Annotated in this window: 14 protein-coding genes; 11 read left to right on the top strand and 3 right to left on the bottom strand. The window is 60.9% G+C overall.

Going from position 1 to position 14,858, the window contains the following annotated elements; genetic code table 11:
- Positions 1-55 precede the first annotated feature (55 nt).
- The 9 genes from NCR37_RS24555 to NCR37_RS24590 all read left to right on the top strand — a co-directional run bounded on the left by NCR37_RS24555 (position 56) and on the right by NCR37_RS24590 (position 9,088).
- Positions 56-1,324 (top strand): M20 family metallopeptidase, encoded by a 1,269-nt coding sequence (locus tag NCR37_RS24555; RefSeq protein WP_250475411.1) that lies wholly within the window; start codon positions 56-58, stop codon positions 1,322-1,324.
- The gene (locus tag NCR37_RS28750; protein ID WP_502800586.1) at positions 1,279-1,668 is read left to right on the top strand and encodes a trimeric intracellular cation channel family protein; all 390 of its coding nucleotides are present in this window, start codon (positions 1,279-1,281) and stop codon (positions 1,666-1,668) included. The genes NCR37_RS24555 and NCR37_RS28750 overlap by 46 nt, the downstream gene beginning before the upstream one ends.
- The gene (locus tag NCR37_RS28755; protein WP_502800587.1) at positions 1,605-1,967 is read left to right on the top strand and encodes a trimeric intracellular cation channel family protein; all 363 of its coding nucleotides are present in this window, start codon (positions 1,605-1,607) and stop codon (positions 1,965-1,967) included. The genes NCR37_RS28750 and NCR37_RS28755 overlap by 64 nt, the downstream gene beginning before the upstream one ends.
- A 108-nt stretch (positions 1,968-2,075) precedes the next feature.
- The gene (locus tag NCR37_RS24565) at positions 2,076-3,089 is read left to right on the top strand and encodes a GlxA family transcriptional regulator (protein ID WP_250475412.1); all 1,014 of its coding nucleotides are present in this window, start codon (positions 2,076-2,078) and stop codon (positions 3,087-3,089) included.
- A gap of 172 nt (positions 3,090-3,261) precedes the next feature.
- On the top strand, positions 3,262-4,473 hold the full coding sequence (locus NCR37_RS24570; protein ID WP_250475413.1) for a M24 family metallopeptidase: 1,212 nt from the start codon (positions 3,262-3,264) through the stop codon (positions 4,471-4,473).
- Between the two features lie 69 nt (positions 4,474-4,542).
- Positions 4,543-5,802: a serine hydroxymethyltransferase gene (glyA, locus tag NCR37_RS24575; protein ID WP_250475414.1), complete on the top strand. Its 1,260-nt coding sequence runs from the start codon at positions 4,543-4,545 to the stop codon at positions 5,800-5,802.
- A 42-nt stretch (positions 5,803-5,844) separates the two neighbouring features.
- Complete coding sequence (locus tag NCR37_RS24580) at positions 5,845-6,624, top strand: creatininase (RefSeq protein ID WP_250475415.1); 780 nt, start codon at positions 5,845-5,847, stop codon at positions 6,622-6,624.
- Positions 6,621-8,081, top strand: a complete 1,461-nt coding sequence (locus NCR37_RS24585) for a purine-cytosine permease family protein (RefSeq protein WP_250475416.1) — start codon at positions 6,621-6,623, stop codon at positions 8,079-8,081. The genes NCR37_RS24580 and NCR37_RS24585 overlap by 4 nt, the downstream gene beginning before the upstream one ends.
- An 8-nt stretch (positions 8,082-8,089) precedes the next feature.
- Complete coding sequence (locus NCR37_RS24590; protein ID WP_350029091.1) at positions 8,090-9,088, top strand: GlxA family transcriptional regulator; 999 nt, start codon at positions 8,090-8,092, stop codon at positions 9,086-9,088.
- Between the two features lie 53 nt (positions 9,089-9,141).
- Here the strand turns inward: NCR37_RS24590 and NCR37_RS24595 are convergent, their stop codons facing one another.
- The gene (locus NCR37_RS24595; RefSeq protein WP_502800592.1) at positions 9,142-10,185 is read right to left on the bottom strand and encodes a YncE family protein; all 1,044 of its coding nucleotides are present in this window, start codon (positions 10,183-10,185) and stop codon (positions 9,142-9,144) included.
- A gap of 320 nt (positions 10,186-10,505) precedes the next feature.
- Between NCR37_RS24595 and NCR37_RS24600 the strand changes: the two genes are divergently transcribed.
- Positions 10,506-11,672, top strand: coding sequence for a TIGR03118 family protein (locus NCR37_RS24600; RefSeq protein WP_250475418.1), 1,167 nt, complete (start codon positions 10,506-10,508; stop codon positions 11,670-11,672).
- 83 nt (positions 11,673-11,755) lie between these two features.
- Here the strand turns inward: NCR37_RS24600 and oxlT are convergent, their stop codons facing one another.
- Complete coding sequence (gene oxlT / locus NCR37_RS24605; RefSeq protein ID WP_250475419.1) at positions 11,756-13,036, bottom strand: oxalate/formate MFS antiporter; 1,281 nt, start codon at positions 13,034-13,036, stop codon at positions 11,756-11,758.
- A 196-nt stretch (positions 13,037-13,232) separates the two neighbouring features.
- Positions 13,233-13,598 (bottom strand): hypothetical protein, encoded by a 366-nt coding sequence (locus tag NCR37_RS24610; protein WP_250475420.1) that lies wholly within the window; start codon positions 13,596-13,598, stop codon positions 13,233-13,235.
- 258 nt (positions 13,599-13,856) lie between these two features.
- Here NCR37_RS24610 and NCR37_RS24615 point away from each other — a divergent pair, with 258 nt between their 5' ends.
- Complete coding sequence (locus NCR37_RS24615; protein WP_250475421.1) at positions 13,857-14,696, top strand: hypothetical protein; 840 nt, start codon at positions 13,857-13,859, stop codon at positions 14,694-14,696.
- Positions 14,697-14,858: the final 162 nt, after the last annotated feature.

The raw sequence follows: 14,858 nt of genomic DNA on the forward strand, positions 1-14,858 counted from the left end.
GCCGCGTATCAAAGTCATACGACTAATCACACGCCTCACATCTCGGGAGTTGCCCATGTCGAACATGATGAAAGCGATGCTCGGCAGCATCGACGATCTGCTGCCGGAGCTCGAAGCGATCTACAAGGATCTGCACCAGCATCCCGAACTTTCGATGCAGGAAGTGCGCACGGCAGGCATCGTCGCGGACTACGTGCAGAAGCTAGGATTCGACGTTACGCGTCAGGTCGGCGTGACAGGTGTGGTGGCGGTCCTTTATAACGGAGAGGGCCCGACCGTTATGCTGCGTGCCGACATGGACGCTCTGCCCATGACGGAGGCGACCGGCCTGCCTTATGCGAGTACGGAGAGGGCCAAAGACGAAGACGGCGCTGATGTCGGTGTCGCGCATTCGTGCGGGCATGACATGCATGTCACGTGGCTCATGGGAGTCGCACGCTTGATGGCCGAGCATCGCGATGTCTGGCGTGGAACGCTCATGGCCGTATTTCAGCCGGGTGAAGAAGTCGCGCGCGGGGCGCGCAGCATGATCGACGACGGCATGACCGAACGGTTTCCCAAGCCCGATGTCATCCTCGGTCAGCATGTGATGGTAGGCGAGGCAGGAACTGTCGGCTATCGAAAGGGCACTATTCTTTCGGCGGGTGACAGCCTCAAGGTGAAGCTCTTCGGACGCGGGTCACACGGCTCGCAACCGCAGACGTCCATCGATCCGGTCATCATGGCCGCATCGACGACGCTTCGCCTGCAGACGATCGTGTCGCGCGAAATATCGCCTCGTGACACTGCCGTTTTGACGATTGGTGCGTTGCAGGCCGGAACGAAGGAAAACATCATTCCGGATGACGCCACGCTCAAGCTGAACATGCGCACGTTCGACGACGACGTGCGCGAATACATGCTCGGTGCCATTCGCCGCATCTGCTGCGCCGAGTGCACGGCATCGAACGCGCCGCGTGAACCCGAGTTCACGACCCTTTCGAGCTATCCGCTCACCATCAACGATGACGCAACGAGCGAGCGACTGCGCGTTGCATTCGAGGCGCACTTCGGTGAACGCGCGTATGAGACGCAGCCCGCAGCGGCGAGCGAAGACTTCAGTGTTTTCGGTCGCGAATGGAACGTGCCCTATGCATTCTGGTTCGTCGGTGGAACGGACCCCATTGAGTTCAGGCGCGCGCTCGCCGCAAAAAAACTCAACGAGATTCCGAGCAATCACTCGCCCAAATTCGCGCCGGTGCTCGATCCGACGCTGCGCACGGGGCTCGAGACGATGATATGCGCGGCCGGCGCGTGGCTCGATCGGCCGGACGAGGCTGCGTGAACGCACACTCGATCTATGCCGTTCTCGACCTGATCGGAACCTTCGCTTTTGCAGTGAGCGGCGCGGTCGCCGCCCGTCAACGGCGGCTGGACTTGTTCGGCATCGTGGCCGTGGCCTTCATGGTCGCATGCGGGGGAGGCATTACGCGCGACATCTGTATCGGTGCCATTCCGCCTGTCGGGCTTTCGGACTGGCGCTATCTGGCCGTCTCCGTCCTCGCATCGGCTGTGGCGGTCCTCGCCTATGCGCCTATGCGCCTGTGCGGCGCTTGCGGCAGCCCGTGCTCTTTTTCGACGCCATCGGACTCGGCTTGTTCGCCGTGGCCGGTGCGCAGAAGGCGCTGATTTACAGCCACAACGCGGAATCGGCCGTCCTGCTCGGCATCGTCAGCGCAGTCGGTGGAGGCGTGATGCGCGACGTCGTGCTTTCACGCGTGCCCGCGATACTGGAGCGCGAGATCTATGCATCCGCCGCGCTACTTGGGGCGAGCGTAGCAATCGGATTCAGCTACGCCGGATGGACAGCATGGTGGACGCCGTGGTTCGCTACGTTGGCATGCGTTGGGCTGCGCCTGGCATCGCTTCGCTTCGGCTGGCGACTTCCGGCATTTCGCGGGCCTGCAACTAAGGTCGACGGTGACTAGCTTCGAGGTTGCACGTTCTCGCGTGTGCCGTGTTCGAGACCGATTGCAATGCATCGCAAGGCGCTTGCTTCGCACGTAGCCCGAAGAGCAAATCAACATAATGGAACGATGCCATCCAATTCAAAGAGCGAAGCAGAAAAGCAAGCCACAGAAAGTTTGCATGATCTACGCGTACTTCGCATCGGTTTTCTTCTCCTCGAAAACTTCTCGCTCATCGCGTTGGGGACGGCCGTCGATCCGCTGCGCATCGCGAACATGGTCGTCGAGCGCACGGTGTACGAGTACGAGCTGATAGGTACCAGCGGCGACATCGTGCGTTCGAGCGACGGCATCCGCGTCGTGCCCGACAAATCGATGGCTGAAGCGAGTGATTTCGATGCGGTATTCGTCGTCGGACCCAATCCGATTCCGCGCAAAGGTATCGGCGGCATTCTGGACTGGCTACGTCTACAGGCGCGTCAGGGCATCGCTCTCGGAGGGCTGGACACGGGAAGTTATTTCCTCGCCCGTGCCGGCCTCTTGAACGGCTATCGCTGCACGATCCACTGGGAAGATCAGGATGTGTTGCTCGGACAGTTTCCCAACCTCACCGTATCGAATCGTCTCTACGAAGTGGACCGCGACCGGTACACATCGAGCGGCGGCGTCGCACCTCTCGATTTGATGGTGCATTTGCTACTTCTGCCCCCGGGCACGCCATCGCTGGCCGCGCGCGTGCTGGAATTGCTTGTCGCGGAGCGCAGGCGGGGCGAAGAACGACAGGTCACGTCCCTTCGTCAATACTTCGGCAATGAGCATGAAAAGCTCAACGAGGTTCTTCAGGTCATGGAGAGCAACGTGGAAGAACCGCTGAGCGTTGAAGAGATTGCCGAGTTCGTCGGTGTTTCGCAGCGCCAGGTCGAGCGATGGTTCCGAGAGCGGTTGAACAAAACGCCCGCGCAGGCGTATCTCGAGATCCGCCTTCTGCGCGCGCGACAACTGCTGTATCGCACGGCGCTTCCACTCGAAGAAGTGTGCGCGCGTACTGGCTTTACGTCGCTGACTCACTCCTCGACCCGCTATAAGGCCAAGTTCAAGATGCCACCCATCGCTGACAGGCGCCGCTATCAGAAGGCCCTCTGACCGTCGCTGGGTCCTTTGCTGAGCGACTCGATGCACGGCTAAGGGTGTTGATGATCGTTAACCCTCAATGTCGAAAACAGAAAGCCTTGAGTCGGATATGAAAATATTCGAAAAGCTGAGGCTCATAACATTCGCTCACACCAACGGATTATTCCTGAAAGGAGCAGAGCGAATGAAGATGGAGAACCTCATCCGGATCGAGAATGGCGAGAAGGTCAAGCACACGTTTTCCGATGCCGAGTATGCGAACCGCCAAGGCAAGCTGCGCGAGCTCATGGCGCGTGAAAACATCGATGCCGTGCTGTTCACGTCGTATCACAACATCAACTACTACTCGGACTTCCTGTATTGCTCGTTTGGCCGCAAATATGGGCTCGTCGTGACGTCGAAGAAGGTGGTGTCGATCTCGGCCAACATCGACGGCGGCCAGCCGTGGCGACGCACCGTCGGCGACTACAACGTCGTCTATACGGACTGGCAGCGCGACAATTTCTTTCGTGCCGTACAAGGCGAGATCGAAAACAAGGGCCGCGTGGGCGTCGAATTCGATCAGTTGCCGGTCGAGATGCTGTCGAAACTCAAGGCGGCGCTGCCGGACGTCGAATTCGTCGATGTGGGCGCGCAGACGATGCGCATGCGCATGATCAAGTCTGCCGAGGAAATCGAGGTCATCAAACACGGCGCGAACGTGTGCGACGTCGGCGGCGCGGCGCTCGCGGCGGCGGTGCATGAGGGGGTGCCTGAGTACGAAGTGGCGCTCGCATCGACGCAGGCCATGGTGCGCGAAATCGCGCGCCGCTTCCCGCACTCGGAGTTGATGGACACCTGGACATGGTTTCAGTCCGGTATCAACACCGACGGCGCGCATAACCCCGTCACCACGCGCAAAGTGCAAAAGGGCGACATCCTGAGCCTCAATTGCTTCTCGATGATTGCCGGCTACTACACGGCGCTCGAGCGCACGATGTTCTTCGATCACTGCTCCGACGAGCATCTGCGTCTGTGGAAGATCAACGTCGAAGTTCACGAAGCGGGTCTGAAGCTCATCAAGCCGGGCGCCCGTTGCTGCGATATCGCGAACGAACTCAACAAGATCTACGCCGAGTATGGCGTGCTGCAATACCGCACCTTCGGTTACGGCCATTCGTTCGGTGTGCTTTCGCATTACTACGGACGCGAAGCCGGTCTCGAACTGCGTGAGGACATCGACACGGTGCTGGAACTGAACATGGTCGTCTCGATGGAGCCGATGATCATGCTGCCGCAAGGCTTGCCGGGTGCGGGCGGCTACCGCGAACACGACATTCTCGTGGTCGGTGAAAAGGGTGCGACGAACATCACGGGCTTCCCCTATGGTCCGGAGCGAAACATCATCGCAGGCTGACGCAACCCACCCGCGCGGTCCGCGGCACGCGTCGCGGATCGTGCGACGAACGAGCACATCGAGGGATTCATGTATTCGAACGAACAGACCATTGCCGGCTTTGACCCGGAACTCTACGCGGCCATGCAGGCGGAGCGGCAGCGCCAGGAAGATCACATCGAGCTTATCGCTTCCGAAAACTATGCGAGCCCTCGAGTATTGGAAGCACAGGGCTCCGTGTTGACGAACAAGTATGCAGAGGGATACCCGGGCAAGCGCTATTACGGCGGATGCGAAGATGTCGATGTCGTCGAGAGGCTGGCCATCGAACGCGCGAAGCAGCTGTTCGGGGCCGCCTATGCCAACGTGCAGCCGCATAGCGGATCACAAGCCAATGCCGCTGTCTATCTCGCTCTGCTCGCACCGGGCGACACGATCCTCGGCATGAGTCTCGCGCATGGCGGGCATCTGACGCACGGCGCGAAAGTGTCGTTCTCCGGGAAAGTGTTCAATGCGGTGCAATACGGCGTGAACGAGGCGACCGGCCTGATCGATTACGACGTCGTCGAACAGGTGGCGCTGGAACATCGACCGAAGATGATCGTCGCAGGCTTCTCGGCCTATTCGCGCGTGCTCAATTTCGCGCGTTTTCGCGCCATTGCGGACCGCGTAGGCGCTTACCTGTTCGTCGATATGGCTCACGTCGCGGGTCTCGTCGCAGCGCGCCTCTACCCGAATCCGGTGCCCTTCGCCGATGTGGTCACGACGACGACTCACAAGACGCTGCGTGGTCCGCGAGGTGGCTTGATTCTCGCGCGAGCCGACGAATCGATCGAAAAGAAGCTCAACGCGATGGTCTTTCCCGGCACGCAGGGCGGCCCTCTCATGCATGCGATCGCGGCTAAGGCGGTGGCACTGCGCGAGGCCCTTGGCGGTGAGTTCGTCGCTTATCAGAAGCGTGTTCTCGACAACGCGCGAGCGATGGTGAGCGTATTCATCGAGCGAGGCTTCGATGTGGTGTCGGGAGGCACGGACGATCACTTGTTTCTTGTCGACCTCGTGAAGAAAGGCATCACGGGCAAAGACGCCGATGCCGCGCTCGGGCGGGCACACATCACGGTCAACAAGAACGCGGTGCCGAACGATCCGCAGTCGCCGTTCGTGACGAGCGGGATTCGCATCGGGACGCCGGCAATCACGACGCGCGGATTCGACGAGGACGACGCGAAGCTCACGGCGTCGCTTGTCTGCGACGTCCTGGATAACCTCGGCGATGCACGGGTCGAGAGCCATGTGCGCGAGCAAGTGGCCCGGCTTTGCAAGCGCTTGCCCGTCTACAAGGGACTGTAGCCATACCACCGAGAGGGAAGAACGGCGATGAACGATAGCGTGATGATAGGCGAACTTGCCTGGCCCGAGTACGCTCGTCGTATCGGCGAAGGACAGGCGGTTTTGATTCCGATAGGCGCATTGGAACAGCATGGCCCGCACATGTCGATGAACCCCGATGTGCTGCTGCCGAGCGCCATTGGCGCCGCTGTCGCGATGAAGATGGGCGCGCTCGTCGCGCCACCCATCGCATACGGATATAAGTCGCAGCAGAAGAGCGGCGGCGGCAATCACTTATGCGGAACGACCAGTCTCGATGGACATACATTGGCGTCGACCGTGAAGGACTTGCTCAAGGAGTTCGCGCGACACGGTGCCCGCAAGTTGTGTCTCATCAATGGGCACTTCGAGAATTCGATGTTCGCGGTTGAGGGCATCGACCTGGCCTTGCGCGAGTTGCGTTGGGAGAACGTGCACGATGTCCAGGTGGTGATGCTGTCCTACTGGGAGTTCGTCGGCGATGCGACCATCGCGCGGATCTATCCGGAGGGCTTTCCGGGTTGGGCCGTAGAGCATGGCGGGGTGCTCGAGACATCGTTGATGCTGCATCTCCATCCGCACCTTGTGGACATGTCGCGCGTTCCCACGCATGGCGCGGCCACGTTTCCACCTTACGACGTCTTTCCGCCTGTTCCGGAGTGGACCCCGGCCTCGGGATGCCTTTCGTCCGCGGCAAATGCAACGGCGGACAAAGGCAAGCTGCTATTCGATGTGTGTGTCGACGGAATCGTCAATGCGTTGCGCGTGGCCTACGACGCGCGAGCGAACGGGAGCCAACTATGAGCACGCAAGCAAGCGAAGTCAGCGCCGACAAGGCGTGGAGCATCGAGCAGCACGCGATCGATCCGATTCCGCGCGAGGACCGCCACGGCACGCCCGGGGAACTCTTCAAGATGTGGATCGGAGCGAATACGAATTACGTTGTCGTAGTCACGGGCGCGCTCGCGCTCTCGCAAGGGTTGTCGCTCTGGCAGGCTCTGTTGGCCATTCTTGTCGGGAATCTCTTCGGCTGCCTGGTGCTCGGACTGACAACGATCATGGGGCCGAAGACAGGCACTTCCGGAATCATGACATCGCGCAGTTCGTTCGGACAGTTGGGCTCATTCTTGCCCAAGGCGGTGAGCCTCGTATCCGCGCTTAGCTGGTTTTCGATCAACTCCGTTGTCGCGACCGAGGCGCTCGAAACGCTTCTGAAGATGAGCGGCTTTCACAGTCACCTCGTGGTGTGGGTGGCGCTTGCAATCATTCTCGCCGCGGAGATCATCCTCGCCATATTCGGCCACGCGACTATCATCGCGGCGGAAAAGTGGATCGCGCTCGTGCTTGCTGTGCTGTTCGCCGGCCTCGCGTGGTTCGTGCTGCCGCACACGAGCCTCGAAATCGCGTCGAAGATCAATCACGGTGGCGGCTCGTTCAGTACATGGCTCATTGCAATGGGCATCGTGTTTTCCTATCCGATCGGCTGGGCCAACTTCGCGTCGGACTATAGCCGCTATTTTCCGGCGGAGACGAACTGGAAGAAGATCGTGCTTGCGGCAGGCGGCGGCCAGTTCGTCGCGCTGATGTTCTGCGAGATCATTGGCGTGCTGTTCGCGACGGCGCTTGGCGGCACGCTCGGCGAAGACCCCGTGAGTCAGCTATCGCGCTTTTTGCCGACATGGTTCATTGTGCCGCTATTGTTCGCGATCATTCTCGGCGGCATCGCAGCGAACGTACCGAACGGCTATACGGCTGGCCTCGGACTGCTCGCACTGCGCATTCCGATCAATCGCGTAACGTCGCTCGCAGTCATCGCGCTGTTCACGCTGGCATTCCGGGTAGTCACTGTGTTTTACGGCGAGTTCTTCGGCATGTATCAGGTGTTCTTGAACTACATGGTCTTCTGGACCGCGCCATGGGCCGCGATCGTGGTGGTGGACTATTTCCTGCGCGCAGGGAGGTATCGTGCAGACGACTGGATGAAGTGGCGTAGCGGCGCGTACTGGTACACGGGGGGAGTGTTCTGGCCGGGAATCATCGCGTGGTTGCTGGGCATCGGCGCAGCGCTGGCTTTTTCGAACTCGCCAACGTTCGTGAGTCCTCTCATTCGTGATGTGCTCCGATGGGGCGATATGAGTTTCGAATGCTCGCTTCTGGTAGGCGGCCTCGTGTATTTCGTGCTTGCTCGGCGGCATCCGCTGTTTCGTGGCGCTACGTCCGTCGATCGCGTGCAGGCGGAAGCAGGTTCAACACCCGTCTGAGTACCGCCGTGAACCGCACATGCAAGCAAGTGAAGTTCGGAATCGTCCTTCTGCCGAACTTCACGCTCACTGCGTTTTCCGGCTTCATAGATGTACTGCGACTCTGTGGCGACGACGGCGATCGGAGCGAGCCGGTGCGGTGTGCGTGGACCGTCGTCTCGGACACGCTCGCGCCGATTCGTGCGAGCTGCGGCGTCCAGGTGCAACCGTGGCGCACATTCGACGATGCAGACGCGTTCGACTATGTCGTCGCCATCGGCGGACTGCTGCATTCGGGCTCTACCGTAAGCGATGCCGGTTTGCGATTCATTCGGCGATCGGCTGAATCATCGGCGACGGTCGTCGGTGTGTGCACGGGCGCATTTGCGCTTGCGCAGGCAGGGGTCATGGAGGGACATCGCATCTGCGTGAGCTGGTTTCACTATTGGGACTTTCTGAGCTGGTTTCCAGGCATAAGTGAAGCGTTGCTGGTGGTCGACCGCTTGTTCGTGATCGACGGGCGGCGCATCACCTGTTCAGGCGGGCGCGCTTCAATAGATGTAGCGGCGGCCATCCTTCTACAACATATCGATGCAGCAGTAGTACAAAAGGCGCTACGCATCCTTCTCGTCGACGAAGCACGGTGCGCGGATGCTCCGCAGCCTCATCCACCGGGTTCCGAGCCGATGATTCATCCGCGGCTGCGGCGCGCGGTTCATCTGATCGAGCAGCACATAGGCGCACTGCTTAGTGTCGAAGCATTAGCAACTCGTCTCGATACATCGCCGAGGCAACTTCAGCGCCTTTTCAAAGAGGAAACCGGCGAGTCACCGCTGGCGTATGCGCTTCGCATTCGATTGAAAACGGCGGCGTGGCTGCTCGCCGGTACGCATCGAACGACTACCGACATTGCCGGCCACTGCGGCTTTTTCGATGCCTCCCATATGGGACGACAATTTCGTCGCGTTTATGGTGTGACTCCGCAGATGTATCGGGTGAAGCATCACGCCGAGTCGTCGACGGTCTGACGGTGGGAAATGCCGCGCGTGCGTACATGTAAGCGCGTTTCTCGAACTGAAGCTCATCGTGGCTGCATCACACGAAGCATCGGACGTCCCCCGATGTTTTTCAACGGGAAGTAGACGCGATGTGTCGTTGGATCGACACTGACGACGTGGGCGTTCGGCGCGATGCTGCCTTCACCGATCTTGGTGACGCCCGAAGGTCGGACCGCGAACATCGAGACGACGCCGGCTTCACCGGCAACATACAGGACGCTTAGACCGGCATCGAATGCGAGTACATCGGGATGCTCTCCGACTTCGAATGTCTGGACGACCTGCCGCGAGAGCAGATTCAGTTGCAGGAGCCTGGCGTTGTCCTGACAGGCGACAAAAGCGAGGCGCGCTTGCGGAACGATCTGGAGACCGTGATTGCCTTTAGCGCCTGGCAGGTCGATGCGGGCGACTATCGTGTCATTCGATGGATCGATCTCGATCAGTTGCCTTCGCGACTGTGCATTGACAAAGATGTGGCGAGATGCGGCGTCGTACTGGGTGTTGCCGATAGTGCCGCCTATCTCGATCGTCTTCATGCGGCGATTCGATACGGTGTCGATAACGGTTTCGGTGCCGCCCGTCTCATCGGAGACATAGAGCTTCCTGGCGTCCGGCGCATACGCCATGCCATCGGGATAGACGCCACCCGGCATGCGCGCGAAGATCTTCAGTGTGGCCTCGTCGATTGACACGACCTCATTCGTGCCTGTCGCTGTGGCGAAAACGCGGGACATTTCGGGTACGACCAGCACGCCGTGCACTTCAGCGATGTTCTGAATGCGAGCCACGACTCGCGACGTCCGAGTGTCGAAAGCGATGACCTCGCTATCGCCGAGATGCGCGATGAACAGCAGATGGCGCTCCGGATCGTAACTCGTGTAGTCGAGCCGCGTGGCGCGACCGGGCAACGGGAAGTCGGCGACGCGCGACAACGGCAGATCCGTCACAGCCGCATCGTCGGCTGGTTCCGCTGAATGACCGATGCCGGAGGCTACCGCAAAGCCGATTACGAGTGCCTTAAAGACGTTCGCAGCGCGGCAAAAGTAGCGCTTGCTTAGATCTCTCATGGCGAACGTCCTATCGCGTTTCTTGCTATCTGCGATCATTCACCAGTCGAGCGATACCCGCAAGCGACAGGCCTCAAACAACGCAAATATGTCGTTGACCGATTCGGTGACTCCCTATGAACTGGGTTTGTTGGACGGAAGGCACGGACGATGAAGCAACGATTCACTGAAACTCACTCAAGCCATTGTGAGCGTGGTGTCGACACCACTTAATTCATGCGATGAGAAAAACACGCTTGCCATTCATCGTACTGGAATAATGCCGCGCTCTTGCCCGTTCGAAGCTGTTGTGACTCACGAACGGGACAGGGAGCGCGGTCATGAAACTCGCAATGTTGACACTCTTAGCCTGCGGCGCCGCGCTAGCGACACTCGCATCATGCGGCGGCAGTTCGGGCTCGAATCAATCGGGACCACCGGTGGAGTCTTCGTTCGCTGCGACCACGCTGGTGTCGAATGGTCCCATCCCAGCGACTCACGCCGACGCCAATCTGAAGAACGCGTGGGGCGTTGCGTTCAATCCGAAAGGGTTCGTCTGGGTCGCGGATAACGGAACGAACCTCGCGACGCTCTACGACGGCAACGGGGTACCTCAGTCATTGGTGGTGACCATACCGGACGGCGCGAGCGGACCGGCGTCGCCGACGGGCATCGTCTTCAACGGCACGCAAAGCTTCAGGGTGACCGAAAGCGGAAAATCGGGCGTCGCCGCGTTCATCTTCGCGGGCGAGGGCGGCACCATCACGGCGTGGGCGCCTGCTGTGGGGCCGACCAGCGCGTTCGTGATGTATGACGACGGCGCGGGTGGTGCCGTCTATAAGGGGCTCGCGCTCGCCGAGAACAACGGCAGCAACTTTCTCTATGCCACTGATTTCCATAACAGCAAGATCGATGTCTTCGACGCCAACTTCGTTAAGGTGAACATGCCCGGCGCATTCACGGATCCCGCGATTCCCGCCGGGTTTGCGCCGTTCGGCATTCAACTGGTTGGGTCGAGCTTGTTCGTGACCTATGCGAAGCAGGACGCCGACAGGCACGACGATGTCGCTGGCGCGGGACTTGGCATGGTCGACGTATTCGATACGGCGGGCAATCTAAAACAGCACTTTGCAACGGGCGGCGCGCTGAATGCGCCGTGGGGCATTGCGCAAGCGCCGAGCAATTTCGGCTCGTTGGGCGGCGCGGTTCTCATCGGCAACTTCGGGGATGGGAGGATCAACGCATTCAACGCGTCGAGCGGTCAGTTGATCGCTGCGGTCCATGACTCGAACGGCAACGCGATCGTAGAGCAGGGCTTATGGGGCATTGCGTTCGGCAACGGCCTCAATAACCAGCCGTCCAATACGCTTTTCTTCGCCGCGGGACCGAATGACGAAGCGGACGGCGCGTATGGAAGAATCGATCTCAAGCCAGCGGCCGCCTCCGGCTCGACGACAGGTACCAGCAGTGGCACCAGTTCGAGCGCAGGCGCGGGCACAGGCATGTAGATCATATATAACGCGGCTGCCTGAGCAACACGGGCGGTTGGGCGGGCTGTCCGTCACCGCCGTCAAAACTCATGCCTCGCGGCTTAGGCGACCTCCTTGCTGAGAAACCGCGCGCGCATCGGCTTGAGCACCAGAATGGCGAGCACCGCTGTCACGATGTCCAGCGTGATCCCGACGCTGAAAACCGGCACCCAGCTACCCGCATGCTGATGCAGCAGCGCAGCCAGCGGCCCGCCGAAGATCGAGCCGATGCCCTGCGAGATATAGAGCCAGCCATAGTTCTCGGTCGCGTGGCGCGTGCCGAAAGTATCGGTAAGAGTCGACGGAAAGAGCGAGAAGATCTCGCCCCAGCCGAAGAAGACCACGCCCGAGAGCAGCACGAACAGCACGGCGTTGTCGCGGGTGAGCAGCCACATCGCCATCGCGACACCTTCCAGTGCAAAGGCGAAAAACATGGTGTTTTCACGGCCGAATCTGTCCGATACCAGGCCGAAGAGCGGGCGCGTCAGGCCGTTGGTGAAACGGTCGATGGTGAGTGCGAGCGGTAGCGCGGTCATGCCGAACACCACGACCTTGGTGATGCCGAAGTCCGCCGCGAAGGTCGCCATCTGCGAAGTGACCATGAGACCCGAGGTCGACATCATCGTCATCATGGCGAACATGAGCCAGAAGAGCGGAGACTTCATCATCTGCGAAGGGCGCAGGTTGCGCACGTCCGATGCTGCCGTTGCCGATGCCTTCAAAAGCGTTGCGTCGTGCGGCACGCGCAAGCCTTGCGATGCGACGAACCCTACCACTGCAAACGCGATGCCGTAGAGCCAAAGCGTTGCGTCGAGTCCGCGCGCCGCCAGCGATGCCGAGATCGGGAACGTCGTCACGATCGCGCCCATGCCGTAGCCCGCGGCCACTGCGCCCGCTGCGAAGCCGCGCCGGTCGGGGAACCAGCGCACCATCAGGCCGACCACGCCGACATACACGATGCCGGTGCCGAGACCGCCCACGAGACCATAGGTGAGATAGAGCATCGGTGTGCTGGTCGCCATCGACGAAAGAACCCAGCTCAGGCCCGACATGACCGTGCCGAGCGAAATCAGGAGGCGCGGACCGAAGCGGTCGATGAGCTTGCCCTGGAACGGCGAGAAGAATGTCTGCAAAATGATGAGCAGCGAGAACGTGATCTGCAGCTCAGGCAGCGGCACGCCGAGCTTGGCCGACAGCGGTTTGGTGAGCAGCGTCCATACGTATTGCGGGCTGGAAATGGACATCATGCAAAGCAGGCCGAGGCCGAGCTGAAGCCAGCGGTGATGTGTCGTGCCCGCGGGCGCACCTGCTTCTTCGTGCAGTGTCTCGATGCGTGCGTTCATATGCGTTCCCCGAAAAATTGCAGACAAAAAATGAGTCGTGCCCTCCGGTCCCGACGAACGCGGTCCGGAAAGTGTTTGAGCAATGCGGCTTAAGGATTACCGGTGAGCGCCCGCTCCGTGGGTGATCGGAACGTGACCGGCTTGCATTGGACCATTAGGATGGCGAACGATTACGTATGCTTGGCTCATCGCCTCGTCACAGGCGCCGAGCATTATCGACGTCGCGGCCGAGTGCGCGCGATGCGTCGGCGGTCTCGGACGTCAGAGCGCTGCCCGACTCAGTTAGTTTGCGGCGAAATGCGCGTGCGCCAGAAGCAATGAAGATGTCCTTGTATGCAACGGGAGAAGACAATGCGAGATCCGTGCCAATCCTCGGTGGAAACCCTGAGAGCGCCTTCAGGCAAGGGGTCTTAGCCCGCCATTGCTGATTCGTAGCGACGTAGCGCGATGCCGTCATATGGTGCGCCGAAACCTTGCCAGTGCGCGCGCAAAGGCGACGCGCCCCGGCGCGGTGCGCGCGGCGAAAGGCGTCGGTATGGCCGAGTGTTTCGTCGTAAGTCACTGCGATGCCCGCCGTTCGCGTGAGCGAGCACAACGTGAAGCGCGCCGATGCGGCGGGCCATCGAGCCGGCGAGTTCGAGGTGCGAGCCGGCGCGTACACGGGGATTTGCTGCGCGGGCGCGTGCAGCGTACGCTATCGGCTTGTCCGGTCGAAACCTCCGCGGCTCCTTCACGTTGCGGCTGCGTCGCAGGGCGCGTTCTCCGCGCGACGCGCGAAGACACTGCGCCGCTCCGGCCTGAGCGCGTAAGGCAAATCCAGATGAAGCCGACGAAATTCGCCGTCACCGTGGTCTCGCCGCCGGGCTATGCGCATTCCGCCGCGTTTCACGAAGTGGCCGAGACGCTCCACTATGCGCTGCTGTCGATGGGTCAGGACAGCGTAATGACGACGGAAGGACGGCTCGACGGGCGGCGGCACATCGTGTTGGGCTCGAACCTGCTGCCTCACTTGCCACTGCCGCTCGCGCCCGACGCCATTCTCTATAACCTCGAACAGGTTCACGCGGGGTCGCCGTGGATCACGCCTTCGCTGCTGACGCTCTTGCGCCGTCATGTCGTGTGGGACTACAGCGTGGCAAACGCGCGCGCCTTCGCCACGCTAGGCGTGCATGTCGGTCACGTGGTGCCCATCGGCTATGTCCCGGAACTCACGCGCATACGGTTTGCCGAAGCGCGCGATATCGACGTGCTCTTTTGCGGCTCGCTTTGCGAGCGAAGGGCGCGCGTCATCGACAGAATGCGCGCGGCGGGCATCAACGCGGTCGCGGCGTTCGGGCTCTATGGGCGGCCACGCGACCGGCTGATTGCACGCGCGAAGCTGATGCTGAACGTGCACAGCCGCGCGGATAGCGTGCTGGAAATCGTGCGGCTTTCGTATCTGCTCGCCAACCGCTGCGCGGTGCTGAGCGAGCGATGCGCCGACGCGCTCGATGAAGCCTCGCTCGCGCAGGCGATCGCCTTCGCCGATTATGACTCGTTGAGCGAGCGCGCGGCCCAGCTTCTCTCGTCGGCCGCCGAGCGCGAGCGGTTCGCGCGCAAAGGCTTTTCGCAGATGTGCTCGCGCCGCGCGGCTGACTACCTGCGCGAGGCGCTCGCATGAACTGTCGTGCGGAGCGGTCTCGTCACTAAGCGCATTGACACCACCTTTCTGACGCATGCGTTGTCGGCCCGCAACGACCGGTCGTGCGTTTTGTCGGCGCTGGCCCCATCGCGCGGCGGTCCCTTCATTCAGAGCGCAAAAAGGCGCCCAATGGTCTGGTGG

The sequence above is a fragment of the Caballeronia sp. GAFFF1 genome (genome assembly GCF_023630705.1).
Classification (GTDB): Bacteria; Pseudomonadota; Gammaproteobacteria; order Burkholderiales; family Burkholderiaceae; genus Caballeronia.

Excerpts from the sequence above, each read along its gene's own strand:
- NCR37_RS24555 (WP_250475411.1), top strand. The coding sequence starts at position 56 with ATGTCGAACATGATGAAAGCGATGCTCGGCAGCATCGACGATCTGCTG.
- NCR37_RS28750 (WP_502800586.1), top strand. The coding sequence starts at position 1,279 with ATGCGCGGCCGGCGCGTGGCTCGATCGGCCGGACGAGGCTGCGTGAAC.
- NCR37_RS24565 (WP_250475412.1), top strand. The coding sequence starts at position 2,076 with ATGCCATCCAATTCAAAGAGCGAAGCAGAAAAGCAAGCCACAGAAAGT.
- NCR37_RS24570 (WP_250475413.1), top strand. The coding sequence starts at position 3,262 with ATGAAGATGGAGAACCTCATCCGGATCGAGAATGGCGAGAAGGTCAAG.
- glyA (WP_250475414.1), top strand. The coding sequence starts at position 4,543 with ATGTATTCGAACGAACAGACCATTGCCGGCTTTGACCCGGAACTCTAC.
- NCR37_RS24580 (WP_250475415.1), top strand. The coding sequence starts at position 5,845 with ATGATAGGCGAACTTGCCTGGCCCGAGTACGCTCGTCGTATCGGCGAA.
- NCR37_RS24585 (WP_250475416.1), top strand. The coding sequence starts at position 6,621 with ATGAGCACGCAAGCAAGCGAAGTCAGCGCCGACAAGGCGTGGAGCATC.
- NCR37_RS24595 (WP_502800592.1), bottom strand. The coding sequence starts at position 10,185 with ATGAGAGATCTAAGCAAGCGCTACTTTTGCCGCGCTGCGAACGTCTTT.
- NCR37_RS24600 (WP_250475418.1), top strand. The coding sequence starts at position 10,506 with ATGAAACTCGCAATGTTGACACTCTTAGCCTGCGGCGCCGCGCTAGCG.
- oxlT (WP_250475419.1), bottom strand. The coding sequence starts at position 13,036 with ATGAACGCACGCATCGAGACACTGCACGAAGAAGCAGGTGCGCCCGCG.
- NCR37_RS24615 (WP_250475421.1), top strand. The coding sequence starts at position 13,857 with ATGAAGCCGACGAAATTCGCCGTCACCGTGGTCTCGCCGCCGGGCTAT.